The sequence below is a fragment of the Variovorax boronicumulans genome (genome assembly GCF_030812215.1).
Classification (GTDB): Bacteria; Pseudomonadota; Gammaproteobacteria; order Burkholderiales; family Burkholderiaceae_C; genus Variovorax; species Variovorax boronicumulans_C.
Genome location: NZ_JAUSSG010000006.1, coordinates 262,932 through 284,248, shown reverse-complemented (window position 1 = coordinate 284,248; position 21,317 = coordinate 262,932). Strand labels below are relative to the sequence as shown.

General features: G+C 66.2%; 21 protein-coding genes. 12 read left to right on the top strand and 9 right to left on the bottom strand.

Annotated elements, in window-relative coordinates:
* Positions 1-51 precede the first annotated feature (51 nt).
* Positions 52-948, top strand: coding sequence for a pirin family protein (locus J2W23_RS17940; protein WP_176661115.1), 897 nt, complete (start codon positions 52-54; stop codon positions 946-948).
* A 139-nt stretch (positions 949-1,087) separates the two neighbouring features.
* Positions 1,088-1,657 (top strand): Spy/CpxP family protein refolding chaperone, encoded by a 570-nt coding sequence (locus tag J2W23_RS17935; protein WP_176661116.1) that lies wholly within the window; start codon positions 1,088-1,090, stop codon positions 1,655-1,657.
* 87 nt (positions 1,658-1,744) lie between these two features.
* Here the strand turns inward: J2W23_RS17935 and J2W23_RS17930 are convergent, their stop codons facing one another.
* Entirely contained in the window at positions 1,745-2,179 is a 435-nt protein-coding gene (locus J2W23_RS17930; RefSeq protein ID WP_176661117.1) for a serine/threonine protein kinase, read from the bottom strand.
* 219 nt (positions 2,180-2,398) lie between these two features.
* On the opposite strand from J2W23_RS17930, the gene J2W23_RS17925 reads away from it, so the two are divergent.
* From J2W23_RS17925 to J2W23_RS17915, 3 genes are read left to right on the top strand one after another with little or no spacing between them, the layout of a single operon-like run.
* Positions 2,399-3,187, top strand: coding sequence for an endonuclease/exonuclease/phosphatase family protein (locus J2W23_RS17925; RefSeq protein WP_176661118.1), 789 nt, complete (start codon positions 2,399-2,401; stop codon positions 3,185-3,187).
* A 13-nt stretch (positions 3,188-3,200) separates the two neighbouring features.
* Entirely contained in the window at positions 3,201-4,472 is a 1,272-nt protein-coding gene (gene clsB / locus J2W23_RS17920; protein WP_176661119.1) for a cardiolipin synthase ClsB, read from the top strand.
* Positions 4,473-4,476: 4 nt separating this feature from the next.
* On the top strand, positions 4,477-5,430 hold the full coding sequence (locus J2W23_RS17915; protein WP_307649668.1) for a lysylphosphatidylglycerol synthase domain-containing protein: 954 nt from the start codon (positions 4,477-4,479) through the stop codon (positions 5,428-5,430).
* Between the two features lie 3 nt (positions 5,431-5,433).
* On the opposite strand, the gene J2W23_RS17910 is transcribed toward J2W23_RS17915, so the two are convergent.
* Positions 5,434-6,012 carry an acyloxyacyl hydrolase gene (locus J2W23_RS17910; protein ID WP_307649667.1) on the bottom strand — a complete coding sequence of 193 codons (579 nt, stop codon included), beginning with the start codon at positions 6,010-6,012 and terminating at the stop codon, positions 5,434-5,436.
* Positions 6,013-6,212: 200 nt separating this feature from the next.
* Here J2W23_RS17910 and J2W23_RS17905 point away from each other — a divergent pair, with 200 nt between their 5' ends.
* Positions 6,213-6,710, top strand: coding sequence for a polyhydroxyalkanoate granule-associated phasin (locus tag J2W23_RS17905; RefSeq protein WP_307649666.1), 498 nt, complete (start codon positions 6,213-6,215; stop codon positions 6,708-6,710).
* 21 nt (positions 6,711-6,731) lie between these two features.
* On the opposite strand, the gene J2W23_RS17900 is transcribed toward J2W23_RS17905, so the two are convergent.
* The 4 genes from J2W23_RS17900 to J2W23_RS17885 form a co-directional block, all read right to left on the bottom strand.
* Positions 6,732-7,982: a metallophosphoesterase gene (locus J2W23_RS17900; protein WP_176661123.1), complete on the bottom strand. Its 1,251-nt coding sequence runs from the start codon at positions 7,980-7,982 to the stop codon at positions 6,732-6,734.
* Between the two features lie 133 nt (positions 7,983-8,115).
* On the bottom strand, positions 8,116-8,610 hold the full coding sequence (locus J2W23_RS17895) for a hypothetical protein (protein WP_176661124.1): 495 nt from the start codon (positions 8,608-8,610) through the stop codon (positions 8,116-8,118).
* A 118-nt stretch (positions 8,611-8,728) separates the two neighbouring features.
* Positions 8,729-9,253: a hypothetical protein gene (locus tag J2W23_RS17890; RefSeq protein WP_176661125.1), complete on the bottom strand. Its 525-nt coding sequence runs from the start codon at positions 9,251-9,253 to the stop codon at positions 8,729-8,731.
* A gap of 257 nt (positions 9,254-9,510) precedes the next feature.
* Positions 9,511-9,990, bottom strand: coding sequence for an Lrp/AsnC family transcriptional regulator (locus J2W23_RS17885; protein WP_373423952.1), 480 nt, complete (start codon positions 9,988-9,990; stop codon positions 9,511-9,513).
* Between the two features lie 131 nt (positions 9,991-10,121).
* Here J2W23_RS17885 and J2W23_RS17880 point away from each other — a divergent pair, with 131 nt between their 5' ends.
* Both J2W23_RS17880 and J2W23_RS17875 read left to right on the top strand, forming a co-directional pair.
* Positions 10,122-12,389: an aminotransferase class V-fold PLP-dependent enzyme gene (locus J2W23_RS17880; protein WP_307649665.1), complete on the top strand. Its 2,268-nt coding sequence runs from the start codon at positions 10,122-10,124 to the stop codon at positions 12,387-12,389.
* A gap of 46 nt (positions 12,390-12,435) precedes the next feature.
* Positions 12,436-12,993 (top strand): DsbC family protein, encoded by a 558-nt coding sequence (locus tag J2W23_RS17875; protein WP_307649664.1) that lies wholly within the window; start codon positions 12,436-12,438, stop codon positions 12,991-12,993.
* A 42-nt stretch (positions 12,994-13,035) separates the two neighbouring features.
* On the opposite strand, the gene gyrB is transcribed toward J2W23_RS17875, so the two are convergent.
* The 3 genes from gyrB to dnaA form a co-directional block, all read right to left on the bottom strand.
* Entirely contained in the window at positions 13,036-15,657 is a 2,622-nt protein-coding gene (gene gyrB, locus J2W23_RS17870) for a DNA topoisomerase (ATP-hydrolyzing) subunit B (RefSeq protein WP_176661128.1), read from the bottom strand.
* A 135-nt stretch (positions 15,658-15,792) separates the two neighbouring features.
* The gene (dnaN, locus tag J2W23_RS17865) at positions 15,793-16,899 is read right to left on the bottom strand and encodes a DNA polymerase III subunit beta (protein WP_013538472.1); all 1,107 of its coding nucleotides are present in this window, start codon (positions 16,897-16,899) and stop codon (positions 15,793-15,795) included.
* 88 nt (positions 16,900-16,987) lie between these two features.
* The gene (gene dnaA / locus J2W23_RS17860) at positions 16,988-18,367 is read right to left on the bottom strand and encodes a chromosomal replication initiator protein DnaA (RefSeq protein WP_042577248.1); all 1,380 of its coding nucleotides are present in this window, start codon (positions 18,365-18,367) and stop codon (positions 16,988-16,990) included.
* A gap of 287 nt (positions 18,368-18,654) precedes the next feature.
* Here dnaA and rpmH point away from each other — a divergent pair, with 287 nt between their 5' ends.
* The 4 genes from rpmH (at position 18,655) to yidC (ending at position 21,261) form a co-directional block, all read left to right on the top strand.
* Positions 18,655-18,789, top strand: coding sequence for a 50S ribosomal protein L34 (gene rpmH, locus J2W23_RS17855; RefSeq protein ID WP_007834827.1), 135 nt, complete (start codon positions 18,655-18,657; stop codon positions 18,787-18,789).
* A gap of 86 nt (positions 18,790-18,875) precedes the next feature.
* A complete protein-coding gene (locus tag J2W23_RS17850) occupies positions 18,876-19,289 on the top strand; it encodes a ribonuclease P protein component (RefSeq protein WP_307649801.1) in 414 nt (137 codons plus the stop codon).
* Positions 19,286-19,573, top strand: coding sequence for a membrane protein insertion efficiency factor YidD (yidD, locus tag J2W23_RS17845; protein ID WP_013544365.1), 288 nt, complete (start codon positions 19,286-19,288; stop codon positions 19,571-19,573). Before J2W23_RS17850 ends, yidD begins: the two co-directional genes overlap by 4 nt.
* Positions 19,570-21,261 carry a membrane protein insertase YidC gene (gene yidC / locus J2W23_RS17840; RefSeq protein WP_307649663.1) on the top strand — a complete coding sequence of 564 codons (1,692 nt, stop codon included), beginning with the start codon at positions 19,570-19,572 and terminating at the stop codon, positions 21,259-21,261. The genes yidD and yidC overlap by 4 nt, the downstream gene beginning before the upstream one ends.
* The last annotated feature ends 56 nt before the right edge of the window (positions 21,262-21,317 follow it).

The following is a 21,317-nucleotide window of genomic DNA, read 5'->3' as shown; positions in this document are numbered from 1 at the left end:
GGAGCCCGCGCTCATCCCCACCGGTGGTGCGGTCAGCGGGTTAGTGACACCATGGGCCGCATGAAGAAAAACGCCAACCACCCCACCGAACCCGTTGTCGCGCCCCGCGGCCTCGACCACATCGTGGCCGGTGTCTCCACCAGCGACGGCGACGGCGTCAAACTCACCCGCGTGCTGCAGCAGCCGTTGCAGAAACGGCTCGATCCGTACCTGATGCTCGATGCCTTCGGCAGCGACAACCCGGGCGACTACATCGGCGGCTTTCCGAACCATCCGCACCGCGGCTTCGAAACCGTCACCTACATGATCGCGGGCCGCATGCGACACCGCGACAGCGCCGGCCACGAAGGGCTGCTCGAGAACGGCGGCGTGCAATGGATGACCGCCGGCCGCGGCCTCGTGCACAGCGAACTGCCCGAGCAGGAGGAAGGCCTCATGGAAGGCTTTCAGCTCTGGCTCAACCTGCCCGCCAAGGACAAGATGCGCGAGCCCTGGTACCGCGACATCCAGAGCGAAGAAATTCCCGAATACACCACCGCCGAAGGCGTGCACGTGCGCGTGATCGCCGGCACGAGCCACGGCATCGAAGGCGCGGTGCTGCGCGCGCACACCGAGCCGCTTTACCTGGACGTCACGCTGCCGCCGGGCGCCGAGTTCGCGCAGCCGCTGCCGGCGGACCACAACGCGCTGGTCTACGTGTTCCGCGAGTCGCTCTGGATCGCGGGCAGCGAAGTGCCGACACGCCGCATGGCGATCCTTGCCAACGATGCGGGCAGCGACGGCGTGGTGCTGCGCGCGGGCGCCACCAACCACAGCCCGGCGCGCGCGCTGCTCATCGCGGGCCGGCCGCTGCACGAACCGATCGCGCAGTACGGACCGTTCGTGATGAACACGCAGGAGGAAGTGAAGCAGGCGGTGCACGACTTCCAGAATGGCCAGCTCGGCTGAGCCGCTGTGCGCGAGGGTGCGATTCACCATTCTTTACGCAAGCTCACTTCGGGCTAACGGAGGCGATACAGAGGTCTTCCACACTTCGCTTCACCTGCTGCCCATCGGCGGCGGGCTTCTTCGAAAGGAAGCACTTTTCATGATTTCTCTTCGCCAACGCATCGTCTGGGCGAGCCTGCTGGGCTCCGCCGCCCTCGCCTCTTCGGGTGCCTTCGCACAAGCGCCGGCCGCAACCACCACCCCCGCGGCGCCCGCCGCTGCCGTGGCCCAGGCCGACACCACCGCCGCCCCCAAGGCGCAGCACAAGCGCATGGACCCGGCCCAGCGTATGGAGCGCATGAAGGAGCACCGTGCCAAGCGCCTGGCCGCGCTGAAGGACAAGCTCAAGCTGACCGCCGCGCAGGAAAGCGCGTGGACCACCTACACCACGGCCAACCAGCCGCCGGCCGGTGCCCGTCCGCAGCGCATGGACCGCGCCGAGTTCGCCAAGCTGACCACGCCCGAGCGCCTGGAACGCATGCAGGCCCGCCATGCCGAACGCAGCGCGATGTTCGCCAAGCGCGCCGAGGCCACCAAGGCCTTCTATGCCGCGCTGACGCCCGAGCAGCAGAAGACCTTCGATGCCGAAACGGTGCATGCCGGTGGCCGTTTCCACCGCGGGCATGGCGGCCACGGTGGCCCGCATGACACGGCGCCCGCCAAGAGCTGAGTCGCCAACCCGCCGGTGACGGCAGGTCATGAAAAAAAGCCCGCAGCGCTTCGAGCTTTGCGGGCTTTTTCTTGCCGGACGAGCGCGTTACTGCGGCGTACCGGTCTTCTCGGTCGGATTGGTCGGCACTTCCGGACGCTCGCCCTTCTGCCCGAACTGCGGCTTGACCTTGCGCGCCTGCTGGCTGACTTCGGCGCGGGACTGCTCCCCGGTCGGCCGTGGCATGGCATTGGGCTGGTGGTTGACCGTGGTCGTCGCCTCGCCCTTGGGCACCATGCTGTTGGCGTTGTTGCGGTTCTGCGCGCGCGCCTCGGCCTTCACGGCCTCGCGGGAGGCGGGCATCGAGTTGTCTGGGCGCTGCGGCGGATTGGCCACGCCAGCCGGCGTCATCGTGCTGGCCTGCCCGCCGACCGACGGATCGGGCTGCGCGGGAATGGACGTCGCCTGGGCCATCGCGCCGCCGGCCGCGGCCATCAGCACGGCGAGCACCGTGCCCCGAAAAATAGTGGTCTGCTGCTTCATGGTGAGTTCCTTTTGCTTGTCTCTCGAGAGTGATGGATGGAGAACCTTGGGCCGCCTTCTCGCAGCCCTGAAATCACCGTAGGAGGCCCTTCGCGCCGGGCGTGTCGGGGTGGGGCAGTCCCGGCTGTAGGAGCCCGCCGCCCGCGCGCGAAAGGCACGGAAGAAGGTGGCGCGTTCCTACAGGCGGGCCCGGCGCGGCCACGTACAACGCCAGAACCGATGTCTTCCTCCCCGATTCCAACCGCTGCCGCCGCGCCCGCACCGACCTCGCTGAAGGTCATGACGGTGAACACCCACAAGGGCTTCACCGCGCTCAACCGCAAGTTCATCCTTCCCGAGTTGCGGGAAGCCGTGCGGACAGTCGGCGCCGACGTGGTGTTCCTGCAGGAAGTGCTGGGCACGCACTCGCGCCATTCGCGCAAGGTGAGCAACTGGCCGGAGGCACCGCACTACGAATTCCTGGCCGACACCATGTGGCCGCAGTTCGCCTACGGCCGCAACGCCGTGTACCCGAAGGGCCATCACGGCAACGCGGTGCTGTCGAAGTTTCCGATCGTGCATTTCCGCAACCACGACGTGTCGGTGAGCGGCCCCGAGAAGCGCGGCCTCTTGCACTGCGTGCTGCGCCTGCCGGGCCGCACGATCGACGTGCATGTGATCTGCGCGCACCTGGGGTTGGCCGAGGCGCACCGCCAGCAGCAGCTCGAACTGCTCTGCCACATCGTGCGCGACGAAGTGCCGGCCGATGCGCCGCTGATCGTCGCGGGCGACTTCAACGACTGGCGCGGCCGCGCGCACGAGGTGCTGGAAAAAGGCGCCGCGCTGCGCGAGGTGTTCGTGCATGCCAACGGCCGGGCCGCGAGGACGTTTCCCTCGCGCTTCCCGGTGCTGGCGCTGGACCGCATCTACGTGCGCAATGCCGGCGTGCACGCGCCGGTGGTGCTGCCGCGCAGGCCGTGGTCGCACCTCTCGGACCACGCCCCGCTGGTGGCGGACATCGATCTCTGAAGCGGGCTGCACCATGAGCAACGGCAACCATTGGGTCGGCGGGAATCGCATCGAGCTGCTCGAGAACGGCGAGGAATTCTTTCCGCGCGTGTTCGACGCGATCCGCGGAGCGCAGCGCGAAGTGATCGTCGAGACCTTCATCCTGTTCGAGGACAAGGTGGGCTTGGCGCTGCATGCGGCGCTGCGCGAAGCGGCGCAGCGTGGCGCCAAGGTCGACCTGATGATCGACGGCTTCGGCTCGCCCGATCTCTCGCGCGAATTCATCGAGGGGCTGACCTCGGTGGGTGTCAAGGTGCGGGTGTTCGACCCCGGCCAGCGCTTCCTGGGACAGCGGCTGAACGTGTTCCGCCGCATGCACCGCAAGATCGTGGTGGTCGATGGGGAGCGCGGTTTTGTCGGCGGCATCAACTATTCCGCGGACCACCTGCTCGACTTCGGTCCGAAGGCCAAGCAGGACTACGCGGTGGAGCTCGCGGGCCCGATCGTGGCGGAGATCCACCAGTTCGTGCTGCGCGCCATCGCCGTCGGCGGCAAGGGCGCGGGCTGGTTCCGGCGGCGGCTGAAGCAGGCGCCATCGGTGCGCCAGCGCACGGCGGGCGAAGCCGACGCGATGTTCGTCACGCGCGACAACCGCCGCCACACCAACGACATCGAGCGCCACTACCGCGCCGCAATCCGCTCGGCGCGCGGGCGCATCGTGATCGCCAACGCGTACTTCTTTCCGGGCTACCGGCTCATCAAGGAGTTGCGGCGCGCGGCGCGCCGCGGCGTGGACGTGCGGCTCATCCTGCAGGGCGAGCCCGACATGCCGATCGTGAAGACGGCCGCGAGCATGCTGTACCACCACCTGCTGCACGCGGGCGTGCGCATCTACGAGTACTGCGACCGGCCGCTGCACGGCAAGGTCGCGCTGATGGACGATCGCTGGAGCACGGTGGGCTCGAGCAACCTCGATCCGCTGAGCCTGTCGCTCAATCTCGAAGCCAACGTCATCGTGCGCGACAAGGCCTTCAACGAGGTGCTGTGGCAGCGCATGGACCAGCTCATGCAGCACAGCTGCAAGCAGATCGACACGGCGGACCTCGCGAGCGAGTGGAGCGGATGGCGGCTGGTGCGCAGCTTCTTCATCTTTCACTTCTTGCGCTGGTATCCCGCGTGGCTGGACCGCCTGCCGCGCCACGCGCCGCGCCTGACGCCCGCGGAGGCAACGGATCTTGCCGAACGGCAGAAAAACGAGAAGAACAACGAGCACGCCGGCGGCGCCACGCCGACGGAAGCGGCATGAGCTCATGACCACGATGGCACTCGCTCGCCAGTCCTGGTGGCCCTGGGCCCGCAGGGTGGTCGTGTGGGGCTTCTTCGGGCTCGTCGCCTGGCTGCTGGTGAACCAGGCGCGCGCCATCGACTGGGGCGAGGTGCTCGAGGCGATCCGCGCGCTGCCCGCGACCACGCTCCTGGCGGCCGGCGCGCTGGCCGCCTGCAGTTTCGTGCTCTACAGCACCTACGACCTGCTCGGCCGGCACCTCACGCGGCACAAGCTCGGCGCCGGCACCGTGATGGGCGTGACCTTCATCAGCTACGCCTTCAACCTGAATTTCGGCTCGCTGGTCGGCGGCGTGGCCTTTCGCTACCGGCTCTATTCGCGCCTGGGCCTGGGCGGCGAGACCATCACCCGCGTGCTGGGCTTCAGCATGCTGACCAACTGGCTCGGCTATCTGGTGGTGGCCGGCGCGGCCTTCTGCTTCTGGCCGATGGCGCTGCCGCCGGAATGGAAGATCGGGAGCGGCGGCCTGCGCGTGCTCGGCGCGGTGCTGCTGGCGGTGTCGGCGGGTTACTTGGCGCTGTGCGCTTTCTCGGCGGGGCGCGTGTGGCGCGTGCGCGGCCATGCGTTCAAGACGCCGGGGCTCGCGATGGCGCTGCTGCAGCTGGCGATGTCGTGCCTGAACTGGTCGCTGATGGGCGGCGTGATCTGGCTGCTGCTGCAGGGCCAGGTCGGCTATCCGCACGTGCTCGCGGTGCTGCTGGTGGCGGCGGTGGCCGGCGTCGTCACGCATGTGCCGGCGGGGCTCGGCGTGCTGGAGGCGGTGTTCGTCGCGCTGCTGTCGTACCAGGTGCCCGAAGCCACGCTGCTGGGGGCGCTGCTGGCGTACCGGGGGCTTTATTACCTGCTGCCGCTGGCGGTTGCGCTGGGCGCCTACCTGGTCATGGAGATGCGCGCGCGCCGTCGCCGTCGTCTACCCTAGCTCTCAGAAGTGATACGTGTAGCGCAGGCGCAGGAAGGTCTCGCCCGGGTTGGGCTTCTTGATGCCGCCGTTCGAAACGTGCTGCACCCGCAGCGAGATCTCGTGCGCACCGTTGTCGCCGAAGCTGCGCCCGATGCCGAGCACCTCGGTGAACTGGAAGGCCGTGCTGAAGCTGCGGTCGGGCGTGCGGTAGACGTGGTCCATCAAGGTCGCGCCGACGCCGCCTTCGGCGAACCAGGGCGATGCGCCGTCGCCGAAGCGGTAGCGCAAGGTGTAGATCGCGCCGATCTGGACGAAATTGCGCGGGCCGTCGTCCAAGGGACGCGCATGCCAGTTGCTCACGTAGAAGTCGAGGTACGAGGAAAGCGGGCTTCCCGGTGCCCGTTCGCTGAACGACCACGGCACCGTCATGCCGACGCTGACCGAGTTGGTATCGCCTTTTTCGCCGTGCCGCGCGTGGCCACCGTCGATGTAGAAGCCACGGGTGTCGTCGCCAAAAGCGTGGGCCGCCGTGCCCAGCAAGCCCAGGAGGCCTGCGAACACGGCGGCCCGGAGGGGAGCGCAAGGATTCGATTTTTTCATGTTGTGAGCGTCCGATGCGGATTGCGAGAGAAAGCTACATATTTACTTTCCATGGCACCCGCCGGGGGCTCGGCACGTAATTTCCACATCCCAAGGTAGGACTTGTTCAACAAGAATGCAGATCAATGGTTGTTGCACTGCGGCAATCGAAACGGTCGAGGCCTATAGTGGGTTCTCCTCCCCTCACGCATCGGCCCCACATGTCATCTCTCAGTTCCACCGCCCGTCTGGCCCATCCGCTCATGCAGTGGCTCGACCTGGCCCTCAAGACCAACGAGATGCTGCTGTCCTCCGGCTCGGTGATCCGCATGCGGACCGAGCGCATCGCCAAAGCCGGCCTCACCCCCACCGCGGACGATCTCGCGGAATTCCAGCTGATGGGGCACGAGAAGCTCGCCGCGGCGAGCGAATCGGGCATCGCGATGGTCAAGCAGTGGCACAGCAGCCATTTCTCGCTGGCCAACAAGGCGCTGCAGCAATGGCTCCAGGGCACGACGGCCTTCTTCTCGATGGCCGGCAGCGTCACCCCCGCGCAGGCGGCGGCGCGCAGCGATGCCTTCGTGCAGACCGCGGCCCGCACAGCGAACGCGGCCAGCCAGCTCTCCGGCGTTGCCGTCCGCATCGCGCGCGAAGGGCTCAAGCCGATTCACGCCGCAGCCACGTCGAACGCACGGCGGCTGGCTCAACTGCAATCCTGATGGGAAAGAAGCGCGGCGCCTTCAGGCCCGCGCGGCGGGCACCAACGTCAAGAGCGTGATTTCCGAAGGCGCGCCAAAGCGCTTCGGCGGTCCCCAGTAGCCGGTGCCCCGGCTCACATAGATCCACATGTCGTGCAGCCGGTGCAGGCCCGCCGTGAAGGGCTGCTGCATCGGCACGAACAGGTTCCACGGAAAGAACTGGCCGCCGTGCGTGTGGCCCGACAGCTGCAACTGGTAGCCCGCCGCGGCCGCCACCGTCGCGCTGCGCGGCTGGTGCGCCAGCAGCACACGCGTGTGCACCAGCGGCGGTGCATCGAACAGCGCCAGGTGCGGGTCGCTCGCATGCGCCGCATCGAAGTGCCCGGCGGTGAAGTCGGTCACGCCGGCCAGCACCAGCGCGCTTTCGAAGAGTTCTTCATCGGTCTGCGCGCCGCGCACATTGCGGGTCTGCAACACCACGTGCTCGTTGAGCAGCACCTTGAGGCCGAGCCGGCGCAGCTCGTCGATCCAGGCGTGAGCGCCCGCGTAGTACTCGTGGTTGCCCGTGACCACGAAGGTGCCGTGGCGCGCGCGCAGTCCCGCGAGCGGCGCGATGTGTTCGCGCAGCTCGGGCACCGTGCCGTCCACGAGGTCGCCAGTGATCGCGATGGCGTCGGCGCCCAGCCGGTTCACCGCGTCGACGATGCGCTGGATGTAGGCGCTGCGGATCGTCGGCCCGACGTGGATGTCGCTGAGTTGAGCGATCGTGAAGCCCTCGAGCGCCGTCGGCAGCCCGCGGATCGGCACCTCGACGCGCTTCACGCCCGCGGTGCGGCGCGCGTTGATGAAGCCCACGAGCGAAGTGCCCGTAGCCATTGCCAGCACCGCCAGCGCGCTCCACGGCAAGAGCGCATTCCAGCGCACCTGCACAAAGCCCAGCGCGCCCGCCAGCCAGGCGAGCAGCAGGCCGGCATCGCGCAGCAGCGTCAGCACGAACATCGACGAGAACCAGCCCATGCTGATCAGGCCGACCCACTTGAGCACCTCGCCCATCGAGGCATTGGACGCAATACGGCGCGAGACGAAAGGCAGCGGGATCGTGAGCGCCGACACCACCAGCAGCACCAGCGCCAGCGGCCACGCGGGCGTGAGCGTGGCCAGCGCAGGCACGAGGCGCAGCGCGATGTAGACGTGCAACAGCGCGGTCAAGGCGCTCAGGGGGCGGATCGGCATCGGGGCAATGGGTTCGGGCATTGCCCGGGATACACCACCTGCAAGGCGCATGCCGCGCATTCAAGATGCCCGAAGGCGCCGCGCTCGCTATTTTTTCTATAGCGCACGACGCCCGGATAGCGGGCACCGTGGCTTGACGAGCATCAGAATTTCACGGCTTTGGCGAATCGATCCGGCAGCCGGCGCCGCCGCGTCACTGCACCGTGCGCGTGCCGGCCGACGCCATGTCGGTGCCCGCCGGCCATTCGAAGATGGCCTTGGCCGAAGCGCCGTGCGGCACAGTGAGCGATTGCTTGAGCGTCTGGCCGCCGATGCGCGCCTCGACTTCATAGGTGCCCGGCTCCAGCCGCGCCACCATGAAGGGGCCGCCCGACACCACGTTGTCGAGCAGTGCGACGCCGCTGCTGTCGCGCACCGTGACGTGCACGCCGGCGGCGAAGTCGGCGCTGCCCTTGTGGTCCTTGACCGCGAATTCGAAGGTGGCGGGCCAGCGCGGCGACACCGTCTCCATCAGCTGCGCCTCGTCGCTGCCGATGCCGCCGCTCATGTATTCGACGCCGTGCGTCATGTAGATCGGCGGATTCACCGCCGCTTGCGCCGACGACAGCGCCCCGAGCAGGGCGGCGCCGCACAACACGAAGGCCGCCAGCGGCCGCGTGCGCGAAGAAGAGGAAAAACGGGAGGTCATGGTCTTGAATCCTTTCCTGGTCGTGATGGCAAAAGCCACGCCGCCAATGTGCGGCGCACGACTTAGAAAAGGCTGACCACAGGCCGCGAATGCGGCCGTGATGCGGGGGGCGGCTCGCTCAGCGGGCCGCGGAGGTCTGCGCCAGTGCCTGCGTCTGCGGCATCGGCGGCGTGACCGAGGCCATGTCGAAGTTCGACGGCCAGAGGAACGAGGCGCGGGCCGGCACGCCGGCAATCACGATCAGCGACTGGGTGAGCGTGAGCCCGCCCAGCGTGACGTTCACGTCGTAGGCACCCGGATCGAGGCGCGCGAGCATGTAGGGTGCTTGCGTCGTCACGTCCATCACCGCCTGGCCGGTGTATTTCTGGCGGATCTGGACCGAGGCCTTGGCCGGGAAGCCCGCGAACTGCGCGCCCTTGCCGTCGCTCACGCCCAGCTCGATCGTCGCGGCCCAGCGCGGCGCCACCATTTCCATGAAGTCGGCTTCGCCCTTGGCTGCACCGCCGCACATGTACTCGATGCCCTGCGCCACCTGGATGGGCGGGTTCGAGAAAGCGTGGGCCGGCAAAACGGCGCCGAGGAATGCTGCTGTACCGCCCAGTACCAAAGCGGCCAGGGGCCGCCGGAGACGCGTAGGGTTCATTGCTTGTTGTCCTCGATCTTGCATGACGTGAAATCCGTCGAGGATTTTGCTTAGCAAGAGTCGGGCTAGATATAGCGTTTACGAGGAACGATCCTCGAATCGAAGTTGAACGCTATTGTTTTAATAGCTGATGACGGCTGTGTGACGGGCATCGCGGCCAGTTTCGCCCTCCCACCTCACGGAAACCCTGAGACGCAACGGTCTTGAACCCGACCCGCACGGGTGCATGCCCCGCACCTGCCGCGGTGCATGGCGACCTACAGCACATAACCGAGCGGCAAGGCGGTCGTCTGCTTCAGCTCCTGCATCGCAAAGCTCGAGCTGACGTCGTGAAGGTTGGTCCCCGCGATCAATCGCTTGTAGACGGCGTCGTAGGCGGCGATGTCGGGCACCACCACGCGCAGGAGGTAGTCCACGTCGCCGCTCATCCGGTAGAACTCGACCACTTCCGCAATGGCGTCGACCGTGGCCGTGAAGCGGTCGAACCATTCCTGCGTGTGCGTGCTGGTGCGCACCGACACGAACACCGTCACGCCCACATTGATCTTTTGCGGATCGAGCAGGGCCACCTGGCGCGTGATGACACCCGCCTCCTTCATGCGCTGGATGCGCCGCCAGCAGGGCGTGGCGGACAGGCCCACCTGCTCGGCGATCTGCGCCACCTGCTGTTCGGCATCGCGCTGAAGGATGTCGAGAATCTTGAGGTCTATGGAATCCAGTTTCACAAATTCATCCATCTGTAGAAATTGATTCCAATCCTATTGGAATTGGCCGGCCAAAAGGCAACCGCGTTCCAGGCCCGGATCGTCAGACTCCTTCGGGTGGGCGGCGCTGTTGCCGCCCGTCTCCTCCGACTGCGAATCCCCGAATGGACATCTATCTCGACACCAATGCCACGACGCCGGTGTTGCCTGAAGCACGCGCCGCGGCCCTTGCGGCGATGGCCAGCGAATTCGGCAACCCCAGCAGCGTCCACAACACGGGCCTGAAGGCGCGGGCCCTGATGGACGCGGTGCGGGCCCGGGCCCGCCGCGTGCTTGGCGCGCCCACGGGGCAGTTGCTCTTTGTCAGCGGGGCGACCGAAGGCATCCAGACGGCCGTGCTCTCGGCGCTGACCGCCCTGCGCGGGCGCAAGGACGTCGACTGCCTCCTCTACGGCGCGACCGAGCACAAGGCGGTGCCGGAGGCGATCAGGCACTGGAACGCGCTGCTGGGCCTGGATCTGCAGGTGCTGCCCATTCCGGTCGGACGCGATGGCCGTCACGACCTGGCGTGGCTGCGCGCCCATGCCGGCCGCGCCGGCTTGGTCTGCACCATGGCCGCCAACAACGAGACCGGCGTCATCAGCGACCTCGACGGCATTGCAGAGGTGCTGTCCGCAAGCCCTGCCCTCTGGATGGTCGACAGCGTGCAGGCGCTGGGCAAGCTGCCGCTGCGGCTGGGCACGCATCGCATCGACTACGCCCCCTTCTCCGGACACAAGCTCTACGCCCCCAAGGGCATCGGCCTGCTGTACGTGCGCGACGGTGCGCCGTTCACGCCGCTGATGGCAGGCGGTGGCCAGGAGGGCGCATTGCGCTCGGGCACCGAGAACATGTCGGGCATCGCTGCACTTGGTGCGGTGCTGGCGGCGCTCGAAGAGGGGCGGACCTTTCAGGATCGCGGCACGCTTGCGGCCTACCGCGACCGCATCGCCGTGGCGCTGGAGGATGCCTTCCCCGGGGTGGTGTTCAACGCGCCGCCCGAGCTGTGCCTGCCCACGACGCTCAATTTCTCAGTGCCGGGCCTCAATTCGAAGCTCCTGCTGGATCTGTTCGACGCGGCCGATGTGCGCGTGAGCGGGGGCTCGGCCTGCGGCGCGTCCAAGGCACTGCCGAGCTATGTGCTCGAGGCCATGGGACTGCCGGCGTGGCAAACGACCTCGGCCGTGCGCCTGTCGTTCGGCCCCGCCAGCGACGCGGCGTTCATCGACGAAGCCTGCGCGCGCATCGGCGTCTGCGGTGCGTCGCTGCGCGCCAGCTGCATGAACACCACCACCGAACACGCCTGGCCGGGCGACGGGTTCGACGGCCTGACGCGCTTTGTGGTGGACGGTGCGTGCTGCTACCTGCTGGGCGATGCGGATACCCGGCGCTGCGTGGTCATCGATCCGTTGCCGGAGTTGACGGATCGCATCGCGCAGCTGCTTCTGTGCCAGGCCTGCACGCTGGTTGCCGTGCTCGATACGCACAGCCACGGCGATCACGTCTCATCGGGCCCCGCGCTGCGCGCTGCCCTGCCCCCTCGGCTTCTTGTGCCGGACGAAGTCGATGCACTCGGCTGGCCTTCGGGTGTAGACGCGCTGCATCTCGGGGCGCAGACGCTGACCCGGCTGGCCGTCCCGGGACACACGGCGGACTCGACCGCCTACTTGCTGCGCGATGCACAGATGAACCTGCGCCTGGCCTTCGTCGGCGACACCGTGATGCCCGGGGCCCTCGGGCGCAGCGACTTCGCCCAAAGCGCGCCGCTGGCGTTCGGCCCTTCACTGAAGACGCTGGCGCAGACCGTGGGGACCGGCACGCTGCTGCTGCCGGGGCATGACTACGACAACCGCTTCGCGAGCACCATGGCCGGCGAGTGCGCTGTCCAGCCGCTGCTGGCCCAGGTGCTGCATGGACACATAGACGCCCGGCAGTTCGCCGCCGCAAAGGCCGACCTCGAGAAGAACCTCGCGCTGACCGAGTACCAGACACTGGCGTGCGGAGCACGGATCGACGGCGACAGCGGCTGCGGCCGCAGCGAAATGGATGCCGTGGAAGTGCAGCAGTTGCTACAGGCGCATCGCGACCTCGTGCTGGTGGACGTGCGCGAACCCTATGAGCAGCGCCTGGGCGATGCGCCGGCGTTCGGTGCGCATGTGCGCTGCGAGGCCGTGCCGCTGTCGGGCCTGCTCAACGCGCTGCCCGGCTGGCTGTCGTTGCCGGCCGGAACCCCGGTGCTGTTCTACTGCCGAAGCGGCAACCGCAGTTCGCAGGCGGCCAAGGCGCTGCGTCGTCTTGGCCATGCGCAGGCATGGAGCCTGGCAGGCGGTCTCGCGCTGTGGCCCGGGCCAGCTTCGAGTGCTGTGGCGAAGCCGTGCGCCGAACTGGCATGACGCTGGCCTGTCATCACGTTGATCTATTTACCCATCTCTATCGCCCATGAAGCTCTCACGCCGCCCTCTCCTCGTTCTCGGCTCGCTGGGCGCGCTCGCATTGGCGAGCGCTTGCCATGCCGGTCCCAACGACAGTTCGCCCGAAGGGCGTTTTGAAAAAATCGAGGGCTTCGATTTCGACAAGCTGCCCCTGGGCGACGCGATCAAGATCGTGCATGGCAGCGGCAAACGCAGGCTGGCGGTCTTTTCGGATCCGAACTGCGGCCATTGCAAGCGAGTCGACAAGGACCTCAAGGCCATCGGCGACGTCACGGTCTACGTGTTTCTCTACCCCGTGCTCGGCGCGGACTCGCAGGGCAAGTCGCGCGGTATCTGGTGCAGCAAGGAAAAGTCGAAGGCGTGGATCGACTGGGTCGAAGCCGGCATTGCACCCGCCAACGCACCGGAGAGTTGCGACACGGGCGGTTTGCAGCGCGGCATGGAGCTCGGGCGCCGATACAAGGCCGAAGGCACGCCGATGCTGATCTTCAATGACGGCACCAGGGTCCCCGGTGCGATCCCTGCGCAGTGGATATCGAGGCTGCTCGCTGCTTCGGCAAAGTAACGGCGCCACAGTGGCGCCGTACCCGGCGAGCCGGCGTCGTCGTCAGACGTCGATATTCGCCGCCCGCAGCGCGTTCTGCTCGATGAACTCGCGGCGCGGCTCCACTTCGTCGCCCATCAGCATCGTGAACACGCGATCCGCCTCGATCGCGTCGTCGATCTGCACGCGCAAGAGGCGCCGCACGGTCGGGTCCATCGTGGTTTCCCACAGCTGCTCGGGGTTCATTTCGCCCAGGCCCTTGTAGCGCTGGCGCGAGGTGGCGCGTTCGGCTTCGCTGATCAGCCACTTCATGGCCTGGCGGAAGTCGTCGACCTTTTCTTCCTTGGCGCGTTCGCCCTCGCCGCGCTTGACCAGCGCGCCTTCGGTGCTGAGCAAGCCGCGGAAGGTGTTGGCCGCTTCGGCCAGCGCCGCGTAGTCGGCGCCGTGCACGAAGTCCTGCGTGATCACGCTGCTCTTGATGTTGCCGTGGTGGCGGCGGCTGATGCGCAGCAGCGGCTTGTCGGTGCGGGCGTCGAACTCGTTGCTCACCTCGGCCGGCACGCCGGTCGTGTTGAGCTCGCGCAGCTTGGCCTGCAGCGCCACGGCCGAAGCTTCGGCGGCGGGCGTGGTGTCCAGGTCGAGCGCCACGCCGTCGGCGATGGCGCGCAGGGCCTCGGCGTCCATGAAGTTGCGCAGGCGCGCAATCACCGCCTCGGCCACCTGGTGCTTGCGCGCCAGTTCGGCCAGGGTGTCGCCGGTGAGCGTGGTCGAACTTGCGCCGCCGGTCTCGATGCGCGCGTCCTTCAGCGCCACCTTCAGGAGGAACGCGTCGAGCGCGGGACCGTCCTTCAGGTACTGCTCTTCCTTGCCGACCTTCACCTTGTAGAGCGGCGGCTGCGCGATGTAGATGTGGCCGCGCTCGACCAGCTCCGGCATCTGCCGGTAGAAGAAGGTGAGCAGCAGCGTGCGGATGTGGGCGCCGTCGACGTCGGCGTCGGTCATGATGATGATGCGGTGGTAGCGCAGCTTGGCGACGTTGAAGTCGTCCGCGCCGCCGCCCGCGGTGGTCGCGCCGGCGCGGCCGATGCCGGTGCCGAGCGCTGTGATCATCGTGAGAATTTCGTTGCTGGTGAGCAGCTTCTCGTAGCGCGCTTTTTCGACGTTCAGGATCTTGCCGCGCAGCGGCAGGATGGCCTGGAACTTCCGGTCGCGGCCCTGCTTGGCGGAGCCGCCGGCGGAGTCACCCTCCACCAGGTAGACCTCGCACAAGGCGGGGTCCTTTTCCTGGCAGTCGGCCAGCTTGCCGGGCAGGCCCATGCCGTCGAGCACGCCCTTGCGGCGCGTCATTTCGCGGGCCTTGCGCGCCGCTTCGCGGGCACGGGCGGCTTCGACGATCTTTCCGCAGATGATCTTGGCGTCGTTCGGGCGCTCCTGCAGGTAGTCGGTGAGCAGGCGGCCGACGATGTCTTCCACCGGCGCGCGCACTTCGCTGGACACGAGCTTGTCCTTGGTCTGGCTGGAGAACTTGGGCTCGGGCACCTTCACGCTCAGCACGCAGCACAGGCCTTCGCGCATGTCATCGCCGGTGACCTCGACCTTCGCCTTTTTCGCGAACTCGTTTTCTTCGATGTACTTGTTGATGACCCGCGTCATTGCTGCGCGCAGGCCCGTCAAGTGGGTGCCGCCGTCACGCTGCGGGATGTTGTTGGTGAAGCAGAGCACCTGCTCGTTGTAGCCGCTGTTCCACTGCATCGCCACTTCCACGCCGATGTGGGTGCCGGGGATGCCGCCGTAGGTGTCGGCCGGCTTCTCGCCCGCCGCATAGAACGAGTTCGGATGCAGGACGGTCTTGCCCTTGTTGATGAATTCCACGAAGCCGCGCACGCCACCGGCGCCCGAGAAGTCGTCTTCCTTGCCGGTGCGCTCGTCCAGCAGGCGGATGCGCACGCCGTTGTTCAGGAAGCTCAGCTCGCGCAGGCGCTTGGAGAGGATCTCGTAGTGGAAATCGTTGTTTTCCTTGAAGATTTCCGTGTCGGGCAGGAAGTGAACTTCGGTGCCGCGCTTGTCGGTGTCGCCGATGATCTTCATGGGCGAGACCTCGACGCCGTTCACGGTTTCGAGCAGGCGGTTCTGCACGAAACCGCGGCTGAATTCGAGCTCGTGGATCTTGCCTTCGCGGCGCACGATCAGGCGCAGCTTCACGCTCAGCGCGTTCACGCAGGACACGCCCACGCCGTGCAGGCCGCCCGAGACCTTGTAGCTGTTCTGGTTGAACTTGCCGCCGGCGTGCAGTTCGGTGAGCGCGATTTCGGCGGCCGAGCGCTTGGGCTCGTGCTTGTCGTCCATCTTCACGCCGGTCGGGATGCCGCGGCCGTTGTCGGTGACGGAGATGGAGTTGTCGCTGTGGATCGTGACGACGATGTCGTCGCAATGGCCCGCGAGCGCTTCGTCGATGGAGTTGTCCACCACTTCGAACACCAGGTGGTGCAGGCCCGTGCCGTCGGAGGTGTCGCCGATGTACATGCCGGGGCGCTTGCGCACGGCTTCAAGCCCTTCCAGGATCGTGATCGAGCCTTCGCCGTAGCTGGTGTCGGCCAGGATGACCTCGGGCGCGACGATCTGGACTTCAGGCGTGTAGACCGGCTCGGTGTGCGGGACTTCGGGCTTGTTTTCTTCTGCACTCATTCGATATTCCTCTATCTCTCTCACGGCATTGACGTGATTTTTCGGGCTCTCAAGAACTCATTTCGCCGCCTCTTGAAAGCGCAAACCCGCGGAGGGCCGCGGGTTGTCTGCGCAAGGCGCTTTGTGGTCTGTCTGCTAGATACGCATCGGCATCACGACGTACTTGAAAGATGCGTTCTCGGGGATGGTTAACAAGGCCGAGCTGTTGGAGTCGGCAAGGTCCAGCTTGACCATGTCCTGATCCATGTTCGACAGCGCGTCGATCAGGTAGGTGACGTTGAAGCCGATCTCGATGGCGTCGCCGCCGTAGTCGATGTCGAGTTCGTCCTGGGCTTCTTCCTGCTCGGCATTGTTCGAGGCAATGCGCAGCGTGCCGGGCTCGATGTTCAGGCGCACGCCCTTGAACTTCTCGCTGGTCAGGATGGCGGTGCGCTGCAGGCTGGCCAGAAGCGGCGCGCGGCCGAGCGTGACGGTGTTCTTGTGGTTCTTCGGAATCACGCGGTTGTAATCGGGGAACTTGCCCTCGACCAGCTTGGTGACGAACTCCATGCCGCCGAAGCTGAACTTGGCCTGGTTGTTCGCGAACTGCATCTCGATGGCGCCTTCGGCGTCGGACAAGAGGCGCTGCATTTCGAGCACGGTCTTGCGCGGCAGGATCACTTCCTGGCGCGGCACTTCGACGTCGAGCATGGCCGAAGAGAACGCCAGGCGGTGGCCGTCGGTGGCCACCAGGCTCAACTGCTTGCCTTCGGCCACGAAGAGGATGCCGTTCAGGTAGTAGCGGATGTCATGCACGGCCATCGCGAACGAAACCTGCGAGAGCAGGTCCTTCAGCGTCTTTTGCGGCACGCTGAACACGGGGCCGAAATTGGCGGCTTCCTGCACCAGCGGAAAGTCTTCGGCGGGCAGCGACTGCAGCGTGAAGCGGCTCTTGCCACCCTTGAGCACGAGCTTGCTGGCGCTCGACTCCAGGCTCACGGTCTGGTCGGCCGGCATGGTGCGCAGGATGTCGATGAGCTTGCGCGCACCGATGGTGGTGGTGAAGTTGCCTTCGTCGCCGCCCAGCTCGGCCGTGGTGCGGATCTGGATCTCGAGGTCGCTGGTGGTCAGCTGGAGCTGGCCGCCGGTCTTGCGGATCAGCACGTTCGCCAGGATCGGCAGCGTGTGGCGCCGCTCGACGATGCCCGACACCGACTGCAGCGCTGCAAGAACCTTGTCTTGGGTTGCCTTCAAAACGATCATGTCTTCTTCCTCTTCTCTATCTCTTTGAATCAGCTTGTAAGACGCCATTCTCCGCTGTCGCGACGGGCATTCCGGATGACATTCGGCTTCAGCCCTTGAGCGTCTGTTCGAGGACGTGCAGCTGCTGGTTGAGCTCGGTGAGCTGCTGGCGCTCGCCCGAGATCTTGCGCACCGCATGCAGCACCGTCGTGTGATCGCGCCCGCCGAACAGCTCGCCGATTTCCGGCAGGCTCTTCTGCGTGAGCTCCTTGGCCAGGTACATCGCGATCTGCCGCGGCCGCGCAATGCTGGCCGGGCGTTTCTTGCTGTACATGTCGGCGACCTTGATCTTGTAGTAGTCGGCCACCGTCTTCTGGATATTCTCGACCGAGATCTGCCGGTTCTGGATCGACAGCAGGTCGCGCAGCGCCTCGCGCGCCAGGGCGATCGAGATCTCCTTCTGGTTGAAGCGCGAGTAGGCCAGGATCTTGCGCAACGCCCCTTCGAGTTCGCGCACGTTGGAGCGCACGTTCTTGGCGACGAAGAAGGCCACTTCTTCCGGCATTTCGGCCGATTCGGCGCGCGCCTTGTTGATAAGAATGGCCACGCGCATTTCAAGCTCGGGCGGCTCGATGGCCACCGTGAGGCCCGAATCGAAGCGCGAAACCAGCCGCTCGTGGATGTCCGCCAGGCCCTTCGGGTAGGTGTCGCTGGTCATCACGATGTGCGATTTCTTGGCGAGCAGGGCCTCGAACGCGTTGAAGAATTCTTCCTGCGTGCGGTCCTTGTTGGCGAAGAACTGCACATCGTCGATCAGCAGCAGGTCGAGCGAGTGGTACCGCTCCTTGAACTCATCGAAAGTCTTGCGCTGATAGGCTTTGACCACATCCGACACGAATTGCTCGGCGTGGATGTAGAGAACTTTGGAATCGGGGCGGTCGGCCAGGAGCCGGTTACCCACAGCGTGCATCAGGTGGGTCTTGCCCAGACCGACACCGCCGTAGATGAAAAGCGGGTTGTACAAGTGGCCCGGCATCCCGGCCACGTGCATCGCGGCGGCGCGCGCCATGCGGTTGGCCGTGCCTTCGACGAGGGTGTCGAAAGTGAGGCCCGAATTGAGGCGGTTCTTGAAGCCGGCAGCGGCCGGCTCTTCGCCAGGACCGGCCACGTCGCGCGGCACATCGGTCTCGGTCATCACGGCCACGGGTGCAGAGCGCACGGGCGCTTCGCGAGGAGCAAGCGCTAACTCGACGGCCACCGGCTGACCGTACATCTTCTCGGCCATGGCGGCGATCTTGCCGGCGTACTGGGCACGAATCCAGTCGAGCTTGAAGCGGTTCGCCACGAACACCGTCATGCGCGACAGGTCGTCGGCGACCTGCGCTGTCAGGGGCTTGATCCAGGTGTTGAACTGCTGCTCGGACAGCTCCTGCGCGAGCTGGTCGACGCAGGCCTGCCAGAGGCTTTCGCCGATGCCGTCAGTCGACATGGGCGCTTTGAAAAGTGGTGAATCCCTCGGGCATTTCTTGGTATAGGTATTGTGGATATTCTCTGCTGGAAGGCGCCGGGCATTCTAACTTGTCAAAACCTTATCCACACGCTGTGGACGGCTGCGAAAGGCCCGCAAATCCAGTCGAAGATTGTTCCGGGGCCGAATGTTTGCGATAATTGCGGGTTTCCCTGAAAACCTCATTGCGTCTTTCGGGGGCCATCCGAAACACGCTCCCCAGCGCCCGCTGCTTTTCGCATGCGGAAATCAGGGAATCAGGAACCATCATGAAACGCACATACCAAGCATCCAAAGTCCGCCGCGCCCGTACCCACGGCTTTCTGGTCCGCATGAAGACCCGCGGCGGCCGTGCCGTCATCAACGCACGCCGCGCCAAGGGCCGCAAGCGCCTGGCCGTCTGACGGCAACCCACCTGCCGTTGCCAGCAGCCGACCCGCCAGCGCCAGCTCCCTCAGCTAGCGCACACGGCGTGTCCGGCTCGGTTTCCATGCAGCGGCTCAAGACCCGCGCGCAATTCCAGGCCGTCCTCGCAGGTGCCACCGTGGCGCGCACTGCTCATTTCGCATTGCATCGCTGTGCGCTCGATCTCGCATCGAGCGCGGCTCCGCTGTTCGCGTCCGACGATGTCTGGCTGGGTGCCATGGTGCCCAAACGCTGGGCGCGCCGCGCCGTCACGCGCAACGCCATCAAGCGCCAGATCTATACCGTGAGCGCCGCGCCCGATGTGGCCCTGCCCCGTGCCGCGCACGTGGTGCGGCTGCGGGCGGGTTTCGACCGCAAGGAATTCGTGAGCGCGTCCTCGGACAAGCTGAAAGGCGCCGTTCGCGCCGAACTCCAGCAACTGCTGGCGCGGGCCGTGCGCTCGTCGGCACCTTCTTCTTCCCCGTCCTCCTCCTCATGAAACGCCTGCTGATCGGCCTCGTGAAGGGCTACCGCCTGCTGCTGAGCCCCTGGCTCGGCCAGTCGTGCCGCTTCACGCCGACCTGCTCGGTGTATTCGATCGAGGCGCTGGAGGTGCACGGTGCGCTCAAGGGCAGCTACCTCACTCTGCACCGCATCGCGCGCTGCCAGCCCTGGTGCCAGGGCGGCCACGATCCGGTTCCACCGAAATCACCGTGTCGCACTGACAAGTCAGGCTCGCTGTTTTCGTCTCTTCTCTCCTCCGACAAGAAGTCTTCGTCATGAACGATATCCGCCGCACGATCCTGTGGGTGATTTTTGGGTTCTCGCTGGTACTGCTGTGGGACCAATGGCAGGTCTTCAACGGCAACAAGCCGACCTTCCTGCCGTCGACCAAGCCGGCTGCCGTGGCCACCGCCCCGGCCGGCACCACGCCCGCAGCCAGCAACGGCGTACCAACCGCGTCCGGCACCACCGGCAACGCTGGCGCCGTGCCCACGCAGGCGGCGGCGGCCGCTCCCCGCGAGCAGGTCGTCGTGACCACCGACCTGTTCAAGGCCACCATCGACAGCGAAGGCGGCACGGTCAACCACCTCGAACTGCAGAAGTACGACGAGGAAGATCGCACCAAGCGCGTCGTGCTGTTCGAAAACGGCTCGCCCGCCACCCGCTACGTGGCGCAGACCGGTCTCCTGAACCAGGTCGATTCCGGTGACCGCTTCCCCAACCACCTGACGCCGATGACGCCGAAGGCCGGTCCGCGCGAAATGGCCAACGGCCAGAACACGCTGGAAGTGAGCTTCGAGAGCGCCCCCGTCGGCGGCCTGAAGTACACCAAGACCTACGTGTTCCACCGCGGCGACTACGCCATCGGCGTGCGCCACGAAGTCGCCAACGTGAGCGACCAGCCGCGCGACGCGCAGCTCTACATGCAGCTCCTGCGCCACGGCACGGTGGCCGCCGGCACGATGTTCGGCACCAACACCTTCACCGGTCCCGCCGCGTACACCAACGAGAAGAAGTTCCACAAGCTCGACTTCAAGGACATCGCCAAGGGCAAGATCGAACCGCCGCCGCCCGCCAACGACGGCTGGATCGCGATGGTGCAGCACTACTTCGCGTCGGCCTGGCTCCTCAAGGGCGACCCCGCCAGCGAGCAACTGCGCCGCGAATTCCGCGTGAAGGATCTGGGCGACAACCTCTTCACCGTCGCCATGGTGGCCACGCTGCCGAAGATCGCCCCGGGCGCCACGCAGACCGTGAGCAGCGTGCTGTTCGCCGGTCCCCAGGAAGAAAAGAAGCTCGAAGCCCTCGCCCCGGGCCTGGACCTGGTGAAGGACTACGGCATCTTCGCGATCATCTCCAAGCCGCTGTACTGGCTGCTGATCCAGCTGCACGGCTTCCTGGGCAACTGGGGCTGGGCAATCGTGGCGCTGGTGGTGCTGCTGAAGGCGGCCTTCTATTGGCTCAATGCCAAGGCCTACGCCAGCATGGCCAAGATGAAGGCCATCAACCCCAAGATCATGGAAATGCGCGAGCGGCTCAAAGACAAGCCGCAAGAGATGCAGCAGGAAATGATGCGGATCTACAAGACCGAGAAGGTCAATCCGATGGGCGGCTGCTTCCCCATCGTGATCCAGATCCCGGTGTTCATCGCGCTCTACTGGGTGCTGCTGTCGTCGGTCGAAATGCGCCACGCCCCGTGGATCGGCTGGATCACCGACCTCTCGGCACCGGACCCCTGGTACATCCTGCCGGTCGTGATGACGGCCACGTCGCTGTTCCAGACCTGGCTCAACCCGACGCCGCCCGATCCGATGCAGGCCAAGCTGATGTGGATCATGCCGCTCGCGTTCAGCGTGATGTTCATCTTCTTCCCGGCCGGCCTGGTGCTGTACTGGATCACGAACAACGTGCTGTCGATCGCGCAGCAGTGGTTCATCAACAAGCGGCTGGGCGTGCTGGGCAAGTAAGCCGCATACGCGCCGGTGCTTCGGCGCCACCGCAAAGGGCCGCATCCGCGGCCCTT